This window comes from Rhizobium aureum, assembly GCF_030182495.1.
Lineage (GTDB): Bacteria > Pseudomonadota > Alphaproteobacteria > Rhizobiales > Rhizobiaceae > Rhizobium > Rhizobium tropici_C.
This window is the reverse complement of sequence record NZ_JAQJCI010000008.1, coordinates 78,788-93,742: the sequence shown is the minus strand read 5'-3', so window position 1 is coordinate 93,742 and position 14,955 is coordinate 78,788. Positions and strand designations below refer to the sequence as shown.

The following is a 14,955-nucleotide window of genomic DNA, read 5'->3' as shown; positions in this document are numbered from 1 at the left end:
CCATGAGACGATCCGTCCTTCCCACCATCGCCCATCGTCTGGCCATTCTTTGCTACGTCGCCTTCGCGCTCTTCCCACTCTTCTGGTTGCTGAAAGTGTCGGTGACGCCGAACGATCTGCTTTATACCGAAGGCGTTCGCATGTGGCCGTCGCGCACGACCTGGGAACACTATGCCTTCGTGCTGCAGCACAGCGACTTTCCGACCTTCTTCAAGAACAGTCTGATCGTCTCCGCCTCGACGGCGGTTGCGGTCACCATTTGCGCGTCGCTCTCCGGCTATGCGCTCTCGCGCTTCAAATTCCGTGCCAAATACTGGATCGTGGCGCTGATGCTGCTGACGCAGATGTTTCCGCTGGTCATGCTCGTCGCGCCGATCTTCAAGATTCTGACGCCGCTGCATCTGACCAACAGCCTGACCGGCCTCGTCATCGTCTACACGGCCTTCAACGTGCCTTTCGCCACCTTCCTGATGCAGTCCTTCTTCGACGGCATTCCGAAGGATCTGGAAGAAGCAGCCATGATCGACGGTGCGACGCAGTTCACCGCCTTCCGGCAGATCATCCTGCCTTTGACGCTTCCCGGCATTGCGGCAACGCTCGGCTTTGTCTTCACGGCGGCATGGAGTGAGCTGCTTTTCGCGCTGATGCTCATCAACGGCAATCAGGCAGCGACCTTCCCGGTCGGCCTTCTCACCTTCGTCTCGAAATTCTCGGTGGATTTCGGGCAGATGATGGCAGCGGGCGTCATGGCGCTCATTCCGGCCGCGCTCTTCTTCCTGCTCATCCAACGCTATCTCGTGCAGGGCCTGACGGCCGGCGCGGTCAAGGGTTAGTCATATGGCATCGATCGATATTCAGAACGTCAAGAAAGCCTACGGCCATGTGCAGGTGCTGCACGACATCGACCTTCGGATCAAGGATGGCGAGTTTGTCGTTCTTGTCGGCCCCTCGGGATGCGGCAAATCCACCCTGCTTCGCATGATCGCCGGCCTCGAGGATATCAGTGGCGGCGAAATCCGCATTGCCGACAATCGCGTCAACGAACTTCATCCGAAAGATCGCGATATTGCCATGGTCTTCCAATCCTATGCGCTCTATCCGCACATGAATGTCGCCGGCAATATGAGCTACAGCCTGCGGCTGCGGAAGATGGCGAAGGACAGCATTTCCAAGGCAGTCGCCAGTGCGGCATCCAAGCTCGGTCTCGACCCGCTGCTGGAGCGCCGGCCGAAGGCGCTCTCGGGTGGCCAGCGCCAGCGCGTCGCCATGGGTCGCGCCATCGTGCGCCAGCCGAAAGCCTTCCTCTTCGACGAGCCGCTATCGAATCTCGATGCTCGCCTTCGTGAACAGATGCGAGCCGAAATCAAGAAGTTGCACGGCGATCTTAAAGCGACGTCGATCTATGTGACGCACGACCAGATCGAAGCGATGACACTGGCGGACCGCATCGTTGCGATGCATGGCGGCGTGGTTCAGCAGGTCGGCAGCCCGCTTGAACTTTACGACCGTCCCGCCAACCTCTTCGTCGCCGGCTTCATTGGCTCGCCCGGCATGAATTTTCTCGATGCAATCTACGAGGGAAATGGTGTCAAGCTCAAGGACGGAACAGTCATCCCGCTTTCGGAGCCGTTGAAAATGGCTGATGGCGCGAAGGTGACGCTCGGCATACGGCCCGAGCATGTCGCGCTATCGTCAGATCAGTCCGGCATGTCCGCCAATGTCGAACTCGTCGAACCCACGGGCTTCGGCATCATCCTGCATCTTTCGCTGCATGGCCTGCCGTTCAAGGTATTCACCCTCGATCGTGGCGCATTGAGCGCCGGCCCCCTCGTGAATGTCGTCTTTCCGGCGCAGCATCTGCATGTCTTCCGTGAGGACGGAACAAGGGCGGCATAGGTCTGTCGCTTTGACCGTGTTATCGCGGCGGCTTCGCAGCCTCCACGGCGTTTCCTATACCAACGAGCGGGCAAAGCAGCCCGGGCCAACCATTCCGTTCCAGGGCTGAGAGTGCCGGCGAATGCAGAAAGCCGATATCGGGGCATTGCCCGGCGCTCGAGCGCCGGGCTGGCCTCTGCCATCAGGCGAAAGGCTCGGTCGGCCCCTTGGACGGCTGGGTAAACCAGCGCGGGCCATCCGCCGTCATATAGATATGATCCTCCAGCCGAATGCCGAATTTCTGCGGAAAGACGATCATCGGCTCGTTCGAAAAGCACATGCCGGGCGCAAGCGCCGTCGCATTGCCGCGCACGATGTAAGGTTCCTCATGGATGTCCAGTCCGAGGCCATGGCCTGCGCGGTGCGGCAGGCCCGGCAGCTTATAGTGGGGGCCGAGTGCGTATTTTGCCAGCACAGCCCGTGCCGCATCATCCAGGCTGGAACAGGCAGCACCCAATTTTGCCGCATCGAAAACCGCTTGCTGTGCCTCGCGCTCGATCGCCCAGGCATCTTCGAAGGCGCTATCGCCGGCCTTCAGCTTGTATGTTCGTGTCAGGTCGGAATGATAGCCGTCGATGCGTGCGCCTGTGTCTACCAGGATGACATCATCTTCACCGAGCGTCTGATCGCCGTCCGCACCGTGTGGCAGCGACGTGGCCTCACCGAAGGACACGATGCAGAAGGTCGAGCCACCATGGGCGCCGGCCTCGCGATGCCGCCGGTCGATGAATTCGATCAGGTCCGAGGCGCGGATGCCGGGCTTGAGCACGGCATGAGCCTGCCTGTGCACGTCAAGCGTCAAGTTCATCGCACATTGGATGAGCGCGATTTCCGCGGGAGATTTGATCCGGCGCAGCCCGTTGATGAGCGGTCCGCCATTGGCCAGTCTTTCAGTTCCAAGCTCGGTCGCCAACGCGTTGTAGAAATAGAGCGGCATATTGTCGTCGAGCGTCAAAACGCCTGAATGTCCAAGCGTGCGAGCGATCAATGCCGCACTGCTCTCCTCCTCCTGCCATTCGAGGATTTCGGCGGGCAGATGCGGCAACGTCTCCACGCGGCTGCGCTCGAAGTCGGGAACGATGTAATAGAGCGCGGTCGGCGTGACGAGTGCGCCCAGAAACCGCTCGCTCGCATGCCAGACGAGCCCGGTGAAATATCGCAGGCTTTCCGTCGGCCCGAGCAGCATACCGGCCAGTCCGTGCGTATCGAGAAGCTGACGAAGCCGCGATAGGCGCTGCTGCCGTTCCTCGTCAGTGATCCGGGATACGGGATGTTGCCACGACATTTTCACTCTCCCTGGTAGACTTGGCCTTACGCTGGTTGGCCTCGACACTATCGTCGCTGTGGGCAAGATGTCGACAATGAAAATACTGGCGTTGCCGCCACTATCCACGATTGTTTGTCGCCATCGCCCACATGGGGTTCGTCGCCCTCGGCTGCCCTGTCGATCGCTAAATTATCTGACAGCGCGGAATCCCTCCCAATGGTTCACTGTCTTCATCGAAACAAGCGGTGGAGTATCGCCATGCAAGTCGCAAACATCACAATTTTTTCCGAGCGCAGCCGTGCCGTCCGCAAGGCCCAGCGTATGCCTCTCTCGATCTTCATCGATATAATGCGCTTCGTCGCGCGCAAAATCGCCGAGAGAAGAAATCGCAATGCGCTGCTTGAGCTTTCCGACGACCAGCTGAAGGACATAGGGCTTTCTCGCGGGCAAGCCGGAAGCGATGTTCATATTTACAGCCGCTACTAAAAATATGAAGCGGAACGTGCTAGGCTCAGGCCATGCAACCTGCTGAAGCGGTGGGATGAGGATTTCGGCATGCTACAATTTTCGACAACCGTACTGCTGAAGACGAAAAGCGTCCTCATCCGCGATGTCGTCTGCAATGGTGAATGTCGGCACAAGAGCGATGAAGAATGCGCCCATAAGACAAGCCTCGTCTATACCTATCGCGGGGTCTTCAAGCGTCACGTCGGCCAAAGCGAGGCCGTTTCGGAAGCCAATCAGGTTGTCTTCTTCAATCGTGGCCAGGACTACAGGATCAGCCACCCCATCGAGGGTGGCGATTCCTGTCTCGATCTCATGATCGATGAGGCCCTGCTTCACGAACTCGCGCCAAAGGAACAGATACAATCCGGCGAAGGCGTCGTTTTCCGCCGCCAGCGCCGTCGTATCGATCCGCGAGCGCAAGCGCTTGTGGCGATGCTTCGTCACGGGCTCAGCCGCAATATTGCCGAAAGTCTGGAGGGCGAAACGCTGGCGTTGACGCTGGTGCGCCGTTCGCTTGGCGAGCGCACCTCGCATGAGGCGGGCGCAAGCTTCGGCCGGCAGAAACTCGTCGACCGGGCGAAGCTCGTGCTGACCTCCGATCTCGCCCGGCGGTGGACGCTTGCCGAGATTGCCAAGGAGGTCGGCGTCTCGCCGGTGTACCTCACCCAGGTTTTCCAGCAGGTCGAAGCCATGCCGCTCTATCGCTATCAGTTGCGGTTGCGGCTGGCGCGAGCGCTCGATCTTCTGGGCTCTTACGACGATCTGACCATGCTCGGGCTCGATCTCGGCTTTTCCAGCCACAGCCATTTCAGCGCAGCCTTCAAGCAGACCTACGGGCAGACGCCGGCGGAATTTCAGCGCTCGGCGCAATTGAAGCCGAAGCGCTACGCGGTTCGCTAAAGATTTTGACAGCACCTATCCGGCAATCGATGCTTTCATGATCCTGCCCCGGCAAGGGGAGAAATCGGGAAAGGATCACGACATGAGGAAAACAACATGCGCCGCCTGTGACTGCGAACTTGGCGCAGACACGATCAAGGTCAACCTTGGCGGCAAATCGGTGGAGGTATGCTGCGAGGAATGTGCGGCTGCCTTGAAGGAAGCCGGGCAATCGACGTCAGCGGCTGCAAGTGGCAAGGAATAGCAAAGCTGCCCCGCCGGCCCGGAGCGGCACGTCGATCAAGTCTCAAAAGAGCCGTATCCAAGGGTGCGGCTCTTTTCATGTGTGACGGCCTCGCTGCACCGAGATCCCTACCTTACGAACTGCAGCTGTTTCGCTACTGCATCCGGCCTTGATGCGGTTGCGATGTTCGCTTTGCGCCTGTTGCGTCAAGAAAAGTTGTAATGAATTGTTGCCGCCGCCGCCCTTGGCAAACTTCGTTCGCAACTTTCCTCCGAGAAGAAATATTCGGAAATGTCGGGACCTATTGCGTTCATATGGCCCCGCTAGCCTCAGCATCCGTCAATCGCAATGAAGGCACTGATCATGAGGCAACGATATATCGTCGCAACTTTGTTGATAACGGCTATCGGCGGCATTGCCGCTTCGGCACTCGCCGGCGAGCCGGCCGCCACGCCAGACGCTCAGACCCCACCCATCGCCCAAATGGCATCGCCACCCCCGCCTCCCCTGTTGCCGGAGGGCTGGGGCTTCCCCGGTCCGCATCCCCAAGGCCCGATGATGGCTTTCGGCGGCGACATGCCCATGCCGCCGCGTGGCTTCCCTTATCCGCCGGATCCCGCCCTGGAACTGGCAGGCAGGTTGTCGGCGATGGAAACCTCGATCGGCATTCGCAGCGCTCAGCTTGATGCCTGGCGGGATTACACCAACGCGCTTATGGATTTTCTGGCCTTTCCTAAGCAACACCCCTCCGGGCTGCCGCCCGCGAATGGTGACACCGTGCAGCAGCCCGATCACGATGCGGACCGGTCGAAAGGGCTTCTTGGCGAGCGGATCGCCGAGCGCTTTCTTAATCGTGCCGCCAAGGCCACGGTCCTCAAGGACAAGGCTGCCGCCCTTCGCAACGTTCTGACAGCAGATCAGCTTGCGAAGCTTGCGGATGCCGAACGATCGCTCGTTCCCGGTCCTCATGCATTCCACTGATCGCAACAGAGGTTCGGTCAGGGAAAAGGCCGCTGCCTAGCAAATTCAGACCATGTCCTCTCCACTTCCAATCGATCGAGATCCCCCCGGACGCGTTGTCGGTTGGAAGGAGCGGCCCCTCCGGGGCTGAATGGTCCGGGAGCGCCCCGCCCGGTGCTCCCGGACCTTCGCGTGCAGCATCGCCAATATCGGCGATCGGGCGAAGAAATCCTCCATCGGATGGACGCCCGGCCCGACGCCGACGATCGTCCATAGCAGCCGGCTGAAAGTCGCCGCCGGCGTGTGTATGGCAGTTGGTGTAGGACGCCAGGACAGCCTACAGCAATTCCTCCTTGAAGCCGTGCGGAATTGCCTGCTCGGCGCTGTGTTCAATTATTTCAGATTTAATTTTACTTTGGTCCATTCTGCGGTCCGATTATCTCGCCGCCACCTGTTTTTGCGCGATGAGTCTTATCTTCAGCGACCTGCCCGCTTGGGCAACGTTCGCTGCCCGCCCGCTGTAGCAACACCATCAAAGTGACTGATTATTCGAGATAAAAATCACGGCAGCATTGCCGGAAAGCAATCCGGCTTCGCCATTCGTGTTGGGGGCGTCATGGCGAAGCCGGGTATGCGGGGCGATCAAAGCCTGCTCGAGCCAAGCTGCTGATCGGCTATAATTTTACATAGGTTGAAGCTCGAAACATTTCCGAATGTTGCTGAATCAGGGCATTTTGACGAATTTTAGTGTCTCGGCTTTTCTATTAGAAAAAACGTTATTTAGTAAGTTCTATGATCTTACTGCAAATACTATTGTTCGTAGAATTTCGAAAATTCTACGTAAGTAAATCCTGTTTAAGGAAAACTTCGCGTACGACCTTGGAGCGTGGCCGAATTTGCATGCTGCTGATTTGTTCGGCCTGTTCCGCTTGATCAGCTCGCGGCCTTGGCCTCGGCACTCTTGAACGATACGACTTGCTCCAGCCCCCGCGGCTGGCGGTTTCGAACGGTGATTTCGCCCTCGAATCGTGTGACGATTTCACGCGCAATGGCCATGCCGAGGCCGGCGCCGGGGAAGGATCTCTGCCTTGCGATGTCGATTCGGAAAAAGGGCTCGAACACCTGATCCAGTCGATCCTCGGGGATGCCGGGACCCGTATCGATAATCCTCACGACGGCCCGGTTGCCAAGGTGCGTGACCGTTACCGTCGCTGACTGGCCATGCGTTGCGGCGTTGATGAGCAGGTTGCGCAAGGCGCGGGTAACGGCCAGCGGCCCCGCGCAGATCGTCGCCTGCTCCAGATCGCCGCTCGCGACGTTCATATCGATCGCCCTCAGTTCCGTGACGATACCGTCGACAATCCTGTCGAGCCGGACCCGCTCCAAGCTGTCCTTGGAAATCTCTTCGCGAACGAGGCCGATGGCGCTGTCTGCGATCCTGTCGAGTTCCTCCAGATCGGCAAACCATTTGCGCCGTTCCTCGTCATCCTGGATGAATTCGGCGCGCAGTCGCATGCGGGTCATCGGGGTTCGCAGATCATGGCCGGCAGCGGCAACGAGCCGCATCCGGCTTTCCGTGGCCGCCTTCACCCTGGCCGAAAGGCCGTTGAGCGCTTGTGCGGTGGCGCGAATTTCACCCGGGCCGCTTTCCGGTATGTGCGGCAGCGTGCCGTCCGGATTGACTGCCGCCACCGCCTGCTCCAGCAGGCGCAGCGGTTTCATGATCTTCGAAGCGGCGAAGATGGAAACGAGTACGCTGCCGATGATGATAAGGCCAAGCCAACCGACAAGGATTTTCCAGCCATCCGGAGGCGGGCCGTGCGGCGTCATCGGCATGACCAGCCATTTGCCGTCGGAGAGCTTCAGCGACGCGATCAACTCGCCTGTCGACTGGTGCGATATGATTGCGTCGCGCATGCCGGAAATGCGAAGCAGCGCCTCCATGAGAAAGCGGGAGAGTTCTTCGTCGGGCGGGCCGCTGGGCGGCATGGGAGCGATGATCAATCCTGCCGATTCCGCCAAGGCTCGATCCTTCTCCGCGAAGGTCGCGAGAATGGCGAGCTGCCGGGCCGTCCGATCGATCGTCATGTCCGGTCGTGGCCCCCGCATGACGAGGCTTGCCACGAAGGAGGAGGAAATGACGACCAGGACGATGGCTGTCAGCAGGAGTAGCGCCAGGCGCGCACCAAGTGACCTCATGAATCGCCTTTGATAGCCGTTACCGGGACAACGAGTTGATAGCCGCCGTTGCGGATCGTTCTGAAAATGGGATCTTCCGTCGTTTCTCCCAGCTTGCGGCGCAACCGGCTCATCAGGACATCGATCGAGCGGTCGGCAGGGTCGCGATCACGCCCCTGCGTCAAGTCGAGCAGCTGATCACGCGACAGCAGCCGGCCGGCGCGCTCGAGAAACGCCTTGAGAAGATCGAATTCGGCACCCGTTAGCGCAATGACCTCGCCATTATTCCGGCTCACCCGACGAAGTTGCGGATCGAGCGTCATATCCGCGAACTGATAGCGCCTTTGCTCGGGCTCTGCCGAAGGGTCCTCGTTCGTACGACGCAGCACGGCACGAATGCGCGCAGCCAGTTCGCGCGGATTGAACGGTTTGCCGAGATAATCATCGGCACCGATCTCAAGACCGAGGATGCGATCTATGTCCTCCTTCAAGGCGGTCAGCAATATGACGGGAATCCTTGGGCGGCGGTTTCGCAGATCACGGCAGAGATCGAGACCGGATCCATCGGGAAGCATCACATCCAGCACGATCAGGTCGGGCTGGCGGCGGTTCAGCGCGTCGTTGCATCCGCGAAGGTCGCTTGCCGTCGAGACGCGGAATCCCTGTTCCTCGAGATATCGGCTCAGGAGCGAACGTATCTCATGGTCATCATCCACGATCAGAATATCCGGCGGTGCGCTGGCGTTCATGGGCTTCATTCCGTTTTCTCAACCCTTATACAAACTATCAATTCGCTGAAAAGAAGGGTTTTACGGCACCAATACGGAATTTCGGCGCAGGAAACGTTGGTTTACAAAATTCCTGGAGCTGGAAATATTCAGCAATAGAATATTGTTCGGCACAGCAGAATAAGACGGCAATCAAGATACCGTCGCCGGCCGGAAGCATATCTTGGCTCATTGTGTGCGAAGCCAGCACGGCGCTCGGATCAGGCGGCTCGCTGCCACTCGACGCTCCAGGCGGAAAGTCGTCCCTCGATGGCGCCGCTATCCATCATCAGGCGAATTTCGATTGGAGCACGCGGATCGACGACATCGACCGGCACTGCCGCTTCGAATGAACCCGTGCCTTGCGGACAGACCCGCAGCTTCCCCAGCAATTCGGTGGCATGAATTTCTATTGTGAAGATCTGCCCGTAACAGTCCTCGTCCACATCGAAATTGAGTTTGGCATTCCAGTGGCCGATCGGCAGGTGCAGATAAGGGCCATAGATCAGACACCGGGCTCCTCCGGTCAGGTCCACGAGCTCGTCCAGACCCTGCTCCAATCTGTCGCCCGAAAAAAACGTCTCCTGCGGCCAGAAGATGGTGCTGCCCTCCCCCCTCGCCGCATCGAACTGCAACGGGTGAAGAACTTTTCTTGCTGTTTCACGCAGGGACTCGCTGAGCTCGGGCACCTCTTCCTGCGGCGTCAGATATCCCGCGATGACCGCCGCCGCGGCCTCCTCCAGCTCCGGCGCTTCGGCGAGCGACAATTGGCCCGACGGCGCCATGCCGACATGCCGCAGCGCCTTTGCAATTTGCTCCAAAGTCAGATCGGTGCTGAAATGGTCATCGATTTCCCTGAGTAGCCGATCGATGCTGCCCTTTTGACTGACGTCGTTGCGGCGCAGGACTAGTGCTGCGGAGGCGTTCGCAAGCGGCTCCAGACAGGCAAGGCTAGCCGACACGGCCCTGACCAGGCCGATATCCCGTTGTTCGGTGGCGCGTGCGAGATAGGAGACCGCGTCGATGGGATCTTCGAGGAACAGCAGAAAGGGCACGTTGACCCTGAGGATCAGTTCCGACAGCCTGGCTTCCGGAAATTGCGAGACGAGCACGGCATGCATCCCGGATCGGCTCTGGACGTGTCGCTTGAGATCCTCGATCGTGTCGGTTGCGATGATTGCGTAGTCGCCGAAGGCTTCGCGTGCGAGCGCGTGGACGGCGGCCACGCCCCAGGAGGACATGACACCCGGCATACCGAAGGCGAAGAGGATGGTCATATCCACGCGCTCCCGTGATCATCCATTGAAAAGCGTGTCATAGAGCGCGCTCACCTTCTGCTGATACCGATCCGGCGAGAAGCGTGCCGCCTGCCTCGGGCCGGCCTTGGCAAACGAGGCGCATAGCGCATCGTCCTGATCCAGGCTGACGATCGCCTTGCGCATTTCTTCGGTATTGTACGGATCGACCAGAAGCGCGGCATTCCCGGCAATTTCCGGGATGGATCCTTCCGTGGAGCTGAGAACCGGCGTTCCGAGCTGCATGGATTCGAGCACCGGCAGGCCAAAACCTTCGTAGAGCGAAGGAAACAGCACGGCGCGCGCGCCTCTGATCAGGCTTATCAGCAAGGGATAGGAGACGAAGTCGAAGCGCTGGATCTGCCGCTGCGGCAGAATGCGGTCTTCGGCACGAAGATAGAAGCGGAACCGATCATCATCGATGAGCTGCTGCGTTTCCGCGCCCTTCCATCCCGGAGCGCCGACGATGATGAGCGGCTTGTTCGTCTTTGCGGCAAGATAGGCTTCGACCAGCCGCGAGATGTTCTTTTTCGGTTCGAAGGCACCGAAGAAGAGGAAATATTCCTTCCAGTCGAGATGGAAGATGCCGGCTATCTCGTTGGCAACCACATCGGCCGGCTTCGCGCGAAGCTGTTCCGGCACGTGAACCGCCTGATAGGTATTGCTGACCCGCGCCTCGTCGGCGCCGAGAACCTTGATGATATCGGCGCGAGACGTCTCGGACACGGTCACGATGTGATCGGCCCGCCGCACGAGGGACCGAAGCATCTTGTAGTGATAGCGCTTGTCGTCCTCGGTGAGATATGGCAGCCGCAACGGAACCAGATCGTGGATCGTATAGATGTTCAATGCCTTCTTTGCAGCAATCGGCATGGGATAGGTGCAATGCAGAAGATCCGGCTGCGTCTCGAACTTCATGGCAAGATTGTTGCCGTAGCGCTTGAAATGATACCTCGCGAGCTGGAACAGGTCATTGGAGGCGTAAACCATGGCGGAATCGCCGAGCTGCGCTTGAAGCGACTTCAGAATGACGGTTCCGCTCAGCGGAATCGGAACGGGCTTGATGCCGAATGGTGCGGCAACGCGCCGGCGCAGCCACCGCTTTGCAGTGGAAAGCGCGCCCGGTACGCGGGCGCTGGTATCGTCAAATAGCAGCACCTCGCGCAATATCGGATCCTTCGGAACGTTTCCGGGCATTCCGTGGACGACTCCGGTCTGATAGCCCAACGCACGCGCCGTCGACATCAAGCTCCTGGTGTAGGTCGCCACACCGGTGCCCTTCTTCAGCGAAAGATTGAGGCCATCGTAAAGGATCGTCTGGCTCACTCCCGTCTCTCCTTCGCCATCTTGCATCCCTCCCCGTCCTCAGGCCGGCTTGTCGCGGGAAAGGACGAGGAGCGAGTCGTCGGCCCCGTATTTCGAGAGCAGGTCCGTAGAGGCGATAGGGACAGCTTCGCCACTGAAGTCGAGACGCCGAAGCGATCCGTAGATGCCGGCAAGGCGCTCGAGAAAACCGCGCGCATCGGCATAGCGGGCGGGATTGAATTCGACGACAAGCATCGGCTTGTGACGGGCAATGGTCTCGCCCATCCCCTCAAGGATGACTTCTTCGGCCCCTTCGGCGTCGATCTTTATGAAGTCGACGCGCGTGCAGGATGCGCTCAACCGGTCGAGCGTCGTTACGGGGACCTTGATGAGGGCCCCATCCTGGGGATGGGGCAGGAAAGTCTCTGCAACGATCAGCGCGTTCTTCGGTTCGCTATGGGGAACATAGAGGGATGCCTCGCCTGATGCCGCGCTGCCGAGCGCCAGCCTCTCGACCCGCGTCCGTCCGAGCAGTCCGTTCAGCTCGACGCTGTGGCGCAGGAAATCCGCAGCATGCGGGTTGGGTTCGACGGCGATCAGTTCGCCCTTGGCTCCGACGAGCTCGGCCAGCAGAAGTGAGTAATAGCCGAAGTTTGCACCGACATCGATCGCGGTCATGCCGCGCCTGACGTTGCGCGCGCAGAACAGGGTCAGCCAGATTTCCCAGAAACCGTCCAGGAGGACATGGGACCCGAACCCCCTGTCGCGGGTATCGATATAGAGCTTATAGCGGCCGAGCACGCGCACTAGAGCCGTATGGTTCCCGAGATAAGCGCTGCTCACTCGCTGCAAAATAGCAGCCTCGGCCTGATGCCGATCGAAAGCCATCAACTCGTGAAGGTGCAGCAGCGGCGAAGAACTCATCTTATCCCTCTCGATCCGGCCTTGATCCGGCATGCCGGCAATGCAATCTGGAGACCGGACAACATCATGAAACTTCCTCGATTCCCGCAGCTCTCTCGCTGCGGGCACGGCTTTCCAGCGATATCCTCAGTTTGCCGTCGATGCGGCTATGCCGACCGATGCGGCAGACAATGCAGTTCCCGTGACGCCCTGGAAGAGACCCATGAATTTCTGAATATCGATCGAGGAAGCATTGGAAATGTAGATGATGTCGCGCGGCTGAACCTCGAAGCTCTGCATGGCGAGCAGTGTCGAGCCGTTTTTCAGGTTGAACCGATAGACGATCGGGACTGGTCCGCCGCGTCTCAGCAATGGATTGTTCGGTGCGACGATGCGGCGGGCAGTGTCGAGCGGCTCATACCGGAAGAGAAAGATGCCCGAAGCATCGGCACGGGCATCCTGAAGGCCTCCCGCACGTGCCACCGCGTTTGCCATGGTCAGGTGTTGCGCGCTGAAGGGCACTTCGCCATTCTGCGCCGATGCGCCAAGGATCGTATAGGTGGTCGGTTCGCGCATGACGGTGACCACATCCTCAGGCCGCAATCTTATGTTCTCGCGCGGGTTCTGGACAATCGCGGTGAAAGGCATGTGCATCGTCCGGCGTCCCCGCGTCAGATAGACGACGCTGTCGTTGACGCTGGCGCGCAGGCCTCCTGCCGCGGCAATCGCATCGAGTACCCGGTCGCCGGCCGGCGACAGCGCGACACGTGCGCCGCCTGCAACCTCGCCCGTAACTGTGACCGTGTTCGAGGCGCTCTGCTGCACCGTCACCAGCGCTTGCGGCTGCACCGCTTTGCCGGCAAGGCCGGAGATTACGGCGCGCTCGACGGAGGCAGGCGTCCGTCCAGCCGCATTGATGCGTCCCACATAGGGAATGCTGATCGTTCCATCGCTATTGATGGTTTGCGGCGGGATCGTAACGGAACTGCCCGTCGCCTGCTGCTGCCCGGAGGTGCTAGCTGCCATTCCGAACAAGCTTCCAGGCGGGGCCTCCCAAAGGCTGACCGAAACGACATCACCGACGGCGATCTTCAGGCCCGGATCACGCGTACCTTCGCCGAAATAAGCCGCCAGACTGGCCTCCGGCCGCGCGGCGCTCCGGACTATTGCCGTCGATATCACGTCGACCAGCGCAAATGGTGGAACGGTACGCGCCGCCGCCTCCTCCAATATGCGGGAGGCCTTGGGTCCGGCCTCCGGCAATGCACAGCCCGTAAGAACGCAGGCGAGAACACACAATAATCCGAACTTCACCGGCATCGACAATCCTGAACGGCATGGAGGCAGTTTTGATGAGGCATCATTGCTCTGAGCACATTAAGCCGTTCCGGCATCGTCACTGCGCTCACGGGTAAACCGAAGGATCGATGATGGGCTGGAGCCATAGGCGTGCTTGTAGAGAACGGAGAACCGCCCGGGATTGGAAAATTGCAGGCTCATGGCGAGGTCGGTGATGCTCTCGGCCTGGCCGCCCTTGATCGCGCCGTGGGCCGCGGCTAGCCTATAGTTGCACAGGATTCCCATCGGTGTGTCACCGCGATAGGTCTTGAACATGCGTTGCAGTGCGCGCGGGCTGCAGCTTGCGGCCTGGGCAAGGTCTTCCAGCATGATCGCGTTATGCAGGTTGTCCCGCATGAAAGCCTCCGCCCTCAGAAGCTGGCGCGGCGCGCTTTCCAATGTTCCGCGATGGAAGGCATCGGAAAGATTGTGCGGAAGCTTGGCAAACAACTTGACGAGAAGAAGCTCGCTGTAGGCCTTTGCGAGCATCACCCTTTCAGCCGGACGAGCTGTCATGAGATCCTTTTCGGCCTGGCGAAGGGTCTGGTATAGCCCCTGCGCGCCGCCTTGACGGAAACTCACCGGTGCCAGGGCGAATTCCTGCACATAGGGCTTGCCCGTCAATTCCTCGAAGTGCTGCCGGATAACCGATTCCGGAATTTGAAACAGCAGCCAGGAACTTCGCGGCTTTATCTCCAGCCGCTTGCCGGCGCGGTCGCTGATGCTGGCGACATTATTGGCAGGAATGCGCAGCGATTTATGCATCCGCTTGTGATTGATTTCCAACTCGCCTGCCAGGACGAATACGATGCTGACACGCGGCACGTCGTGCTTCGCGATAGCCTCCAGGCCAGCAGAGTGCTCCGCACTTATGATGGACGTCGATTGAACGGGCTGCTTGCTGAATTTAAAGGAGTAATCTCCACTGGCTTCCGACGGAACACCCCATTTCCAGTTTGGTTCAAGTACATCGAGATTGCGAACAATTGCATCACGAGAATACACTTCAAAAGTGCCAACGCATTGTTCGGCAACTTTTTCCAACATCGCCATCCGCTATCCTACTCAATATCTCAGATTGCATATTCGCAATCGCCACCACATGATTTTATCGAGCCAGATTTTTTCCAGCGTTCGTTACGAGGACTTCATGGTCTTGCCCCTTGACCACTCCAAATCGTATGATCATTCATCTTAAGTTGTATTATCTGAAAGTAAATTAGCACGACGAATTTTAGCGCGACAGTACAGATAATGACGGCGTTATACAGATTCCTACACCTCCATGCGCTTGCTCAAATTCAGCCTTCGGACGCGACGCCATCGGACAAAAAAGCTTCTACCCGTATAGCCATTATCCCTGTGATATACCGGTGC

Annotated in this window: 14 protein-coding genes; 6 read left to right on the top strand and 8 right to left on the bottom strand. The window is 59.1% G+C overall.

Translation table 11 applies throughout. The features are described from left to right. The first annotated feature begins 2 nt into the window (after positions 1 to 2). Positions 3 to 833 (top strand): carbohydrate ABC transporter permease, encoded by an 831-nt coding sequence (locus PH552_RS19580; protein ID WP_112345016.1) that lies wholly within the window; start codon positions 3 to 5, stop codon positions 831 to 833. A gap of 4 nt (positions 834 to 837) precedes the next feature. Continuing rightward, positions 838 to 1,896 carry an ABC transporter ATP-binding protein gene (locus tag PH552_RS19575; RefSeq protein ID WP_112345015.1) on the top strand — a complete coding sequence of 353 codons (1,059 nt, stop codon included), beginning with the start codon at positions 838 to 840 and terminating at the stop codon, positions 1,894 to 1,896. Between the two features lie 181 nt (positions 1,897 to 2,077). Here PH552_RS19575 and PH552_RS19570 read toward each other — a convergent pair whose 3' ends face one another. Next, the gene (locus PH552_RS19570) at positions 2,078 to 3,220 is read right to left on the bottom strand and encodes a M24 family metallopeptidase (protein WP_112345014.1); all 1,143 of its coding nucleotides are present in this window, start codon (positions 3,218 to 3,220) and stop codon (positions 2,078 to 2,080) included. A 240-nt stretch (positions 3,221 to 3,460) separates the two neighbouring features. On the opposite strand from PH552_RS19570, the gene PH552_RS19565 reads away from it, so the two are divergent. From PH552_RS19565 to PH552_RS19550, 4 genes are all read left to right on the top strand, one after another. After that, the gene (locus tag PH552_RS19565) at positions 3,461 to 3,688 is read left to right on the top strand and encodes a DUF1127 domain-containing protein (protein ID WP_112345013.1); all 228 of its coding nucleotides are present in this window, start codon (positions 3,461 to 3,463) and stop codon (positions 3,686 to 3,688) included. Positions 3,689 to 3,757: 69 nt separating this feature from the next. Beyond that, positions 3,758 to 4,609, top strand: coding sequence for a helix-turn-helix domain-containing protein (locus PH552_RS19560; protein ID WP_112345012.1), 852 nt, complete (start codon positions 3,758 to 3,760; stop codon positions 4,607 to 4,609). 82 nt (positions 4,610 to 4,691) lie between these two features. After that, complete coding sequence (locus PH552_RS19555) at positions 4,692 to 4,853, top strand: hypothetical protein (RefSeq protein ID WP_169643208.1); 162 nt, start codon at positions 4,692 to 4,694, stop codon at positions 4,851 to 4,853. A gap of 342 nt (positions 4,854 to 5,195) precedes the next feature. Continuing rightward, on the top strand, positions 5,196 to 5,813 hold the full coding sequence (locus tag PH552_RS19550) for a hypothetical protein (RefSeq protein WP_112345010.1): 618 nt from the start codon (positions 5,196 to 5,198) through the stop codon (positions 5,811 to 5,813). Between the two features lie 912 nt (positions 5,814 to 6,725). On the opposite strand, the gene PH552_RS19545 is transcribed toward PH552_RS19550, so the two are convergent. From PH552_RS19545 to PH552_RS19515, 7 genes are all read right to left on the bottom strand, one after another. After that, on the bottom strand, positions 6,726 to 7,991 hold the full coding sequence (locus tag PH552_RS19545) for an ATP-binding protein (protein WP_112345009.1): 1,266 nt from the start codon (positions 7,989 to 7,991) through the stop codon (positions 6,726 to 6,728). Next, positions 7,988 to 8,719: a response regulator gene (locus PH552_RS19540; protein ID WP_112345217.1), complete on the bottom strand. Its 732-nt coding sequence runs from the start codon at positions 8,717 to 8,719 to the stop codon at positions 7,988 to 7,990. The genes PH552_RS19545 and PH552_RS19540 overlap by 4 nt, the downstream gene beginning before the upstream one ends. A 239-nt stretch (positions 8,720 to 8,958) precedes the next feature. Beyond that, positions 8,959 to 10,014, bottom strand: a complete 1,056-nt coding sequence (locus PH552_RS19535) for a hypothetical protein (protein WP_112345008.1) — start codon at positions 10,012 to 10,014, stop codon at positions 8,959 to 8,961. A gap of 18 nt (positions 10,015 to 10,032) precedes the next feature. Beyond that, a complete protein-coding gene (locus tag PH552_RS19530) occupies positions 10,033 to 11,358 on the bottom strand; it encodes a glycosyltransferase family 4 protein (RefSeq protein ID WP_245430476.1) in 1,326 nt (441 codons plus the stop codon). A 39-nt stretch (positions 11,359 to 11,397) separates the two neighbouring features. Then, positions 11,398 to 12,261 (bottom strand): FkbM family methyltransferase, encoded by an 864-nt coding sequence (locus tag PH552_RS19525; protein ID WP_112345216.1) that lies wholly within the window; start codon positions 12,259 to 12,261, stop codon positions 11,398 to 11,400. A gap of 126 nt (positions 12,262 to 12,387) precedes the next feature. Beyond that, positions 12,388 to 13,560 (bottom strand): polysaccharide biosynthesis/export family protein, encoded by a 1,173-nt coding sequence (locus PH552_RS19520; protein ID WP_112345006.1) that lies wholly within the window; start codon positions 13,558 to 13,560, stop codon positions 12,388 to 12,390. A gap of 57 nt (positions 13,561 to 13,617) precedes the next feature. Further along, on the bottom strand, positions 13,618 to 14,403 hold the full coding sequence (locus tag PH552_RS19515) for a helix-turn-helix transcriptional regulator (protein ID WP_245430475.1): 786 nt from the start codon (positions 14,401 to 14,403) through the stop codon (positions 13,618 to 13,620). Between the last annotated feature and the right edge of the window lie 552 nt (positions 14,404 to 14,955).

What these genes read in the sequence shown, in the direction of transcription:
- PH552_RS19580 (WP_112345016.1), top strand. Translation starts at nt 3, where the DNA reads ATGAGACGATCCGTCCTTCCCACCATCGCCCATCGTCTGGCCATTCTT.
- PH552_RS19575 (WP_112345015.1), top strand. Translation starts at nt 838, where the DNA reads ATGGCATCGATCGATATTCAGAACGTCAAGAAAGCCTACGGCCATGTG.
- PH552_RS19570 (WP_112345014.1), bottom strand. Translation starts at nt 3,220, where the DNA reads ATGTCGTGGCAACATCCCGTATCCCGGATCACTGACGAGGAACGGCAG.
- PH552_RS19565 (WP_112345013.1), top strand. Translation starts at nt 3,461, where the DNA reads ATGCAAGTCGCAAACATCACAATTTTTTCCGAGCGCAGCCGTGCCGTC.
- PH552_RS19560 (WP_112345012.1), top strand. Translation starts at nt 3,758, where the DNA reads ATGCTACAATTTTCGACAACCGTACTGCTGAAGACGAAAAGCGTCCTC.
- PH552_RS19555 (WP_169643208.1), top strand. Translation starts at nt 4,692, where the DNA reads ATGAGGAAAACAACATGCGCCGCCTGTGACTGCGAACTTGGCGCAGAC.
- PH552_RS19550 (WP_112345010.1), top strand. Translation starts at nt 5,196, where the DNA reads ATGAGGCAACGATATATCGTCGCAACTTTGTTGATAACGGCTATCGGC.
- PH552_RS19545 (WP_112345009.1), bottom strand. Translation starts at nt 7,991, where the DNA reads ATGAGGTCACTTGGTGCGCGCCTGGCGCTACTCCTGCTGACAGCCATC.
- PH552_RS19540 (WP_112345217.1), bottom strand. Translation starts at nt 8,719, where the DNA reads ATGAACGCCAGCGCACCGCCGGATATTCTGATCGTGGATGATGACCAT.
- PH552_RS19535 (WP_112345008.1), bottom strand. Translation starts at nt 10,014, where the DNA reads ATGACCATCCTCTTCGCCTTCGGTATGCCGGGTGTCATGTCCTCCTGG.
- PH552_RS19525 (WP_112345216.1), bottom strand. Translation starts at nt 12,261, where the DNA reads ATGAGTTCTTCGCCGCTGCTGCACCTTCACGAGTTGATGGCTTTCGAT.
- PH552_RS19520 (WP_112345006.1), bottom strand. Translation starts at nt 13,560, where the DNA reads ATGCCGGTGAAGTTCGGATTATTGTGTGTTCTCGCCTGCGTTCTTACG.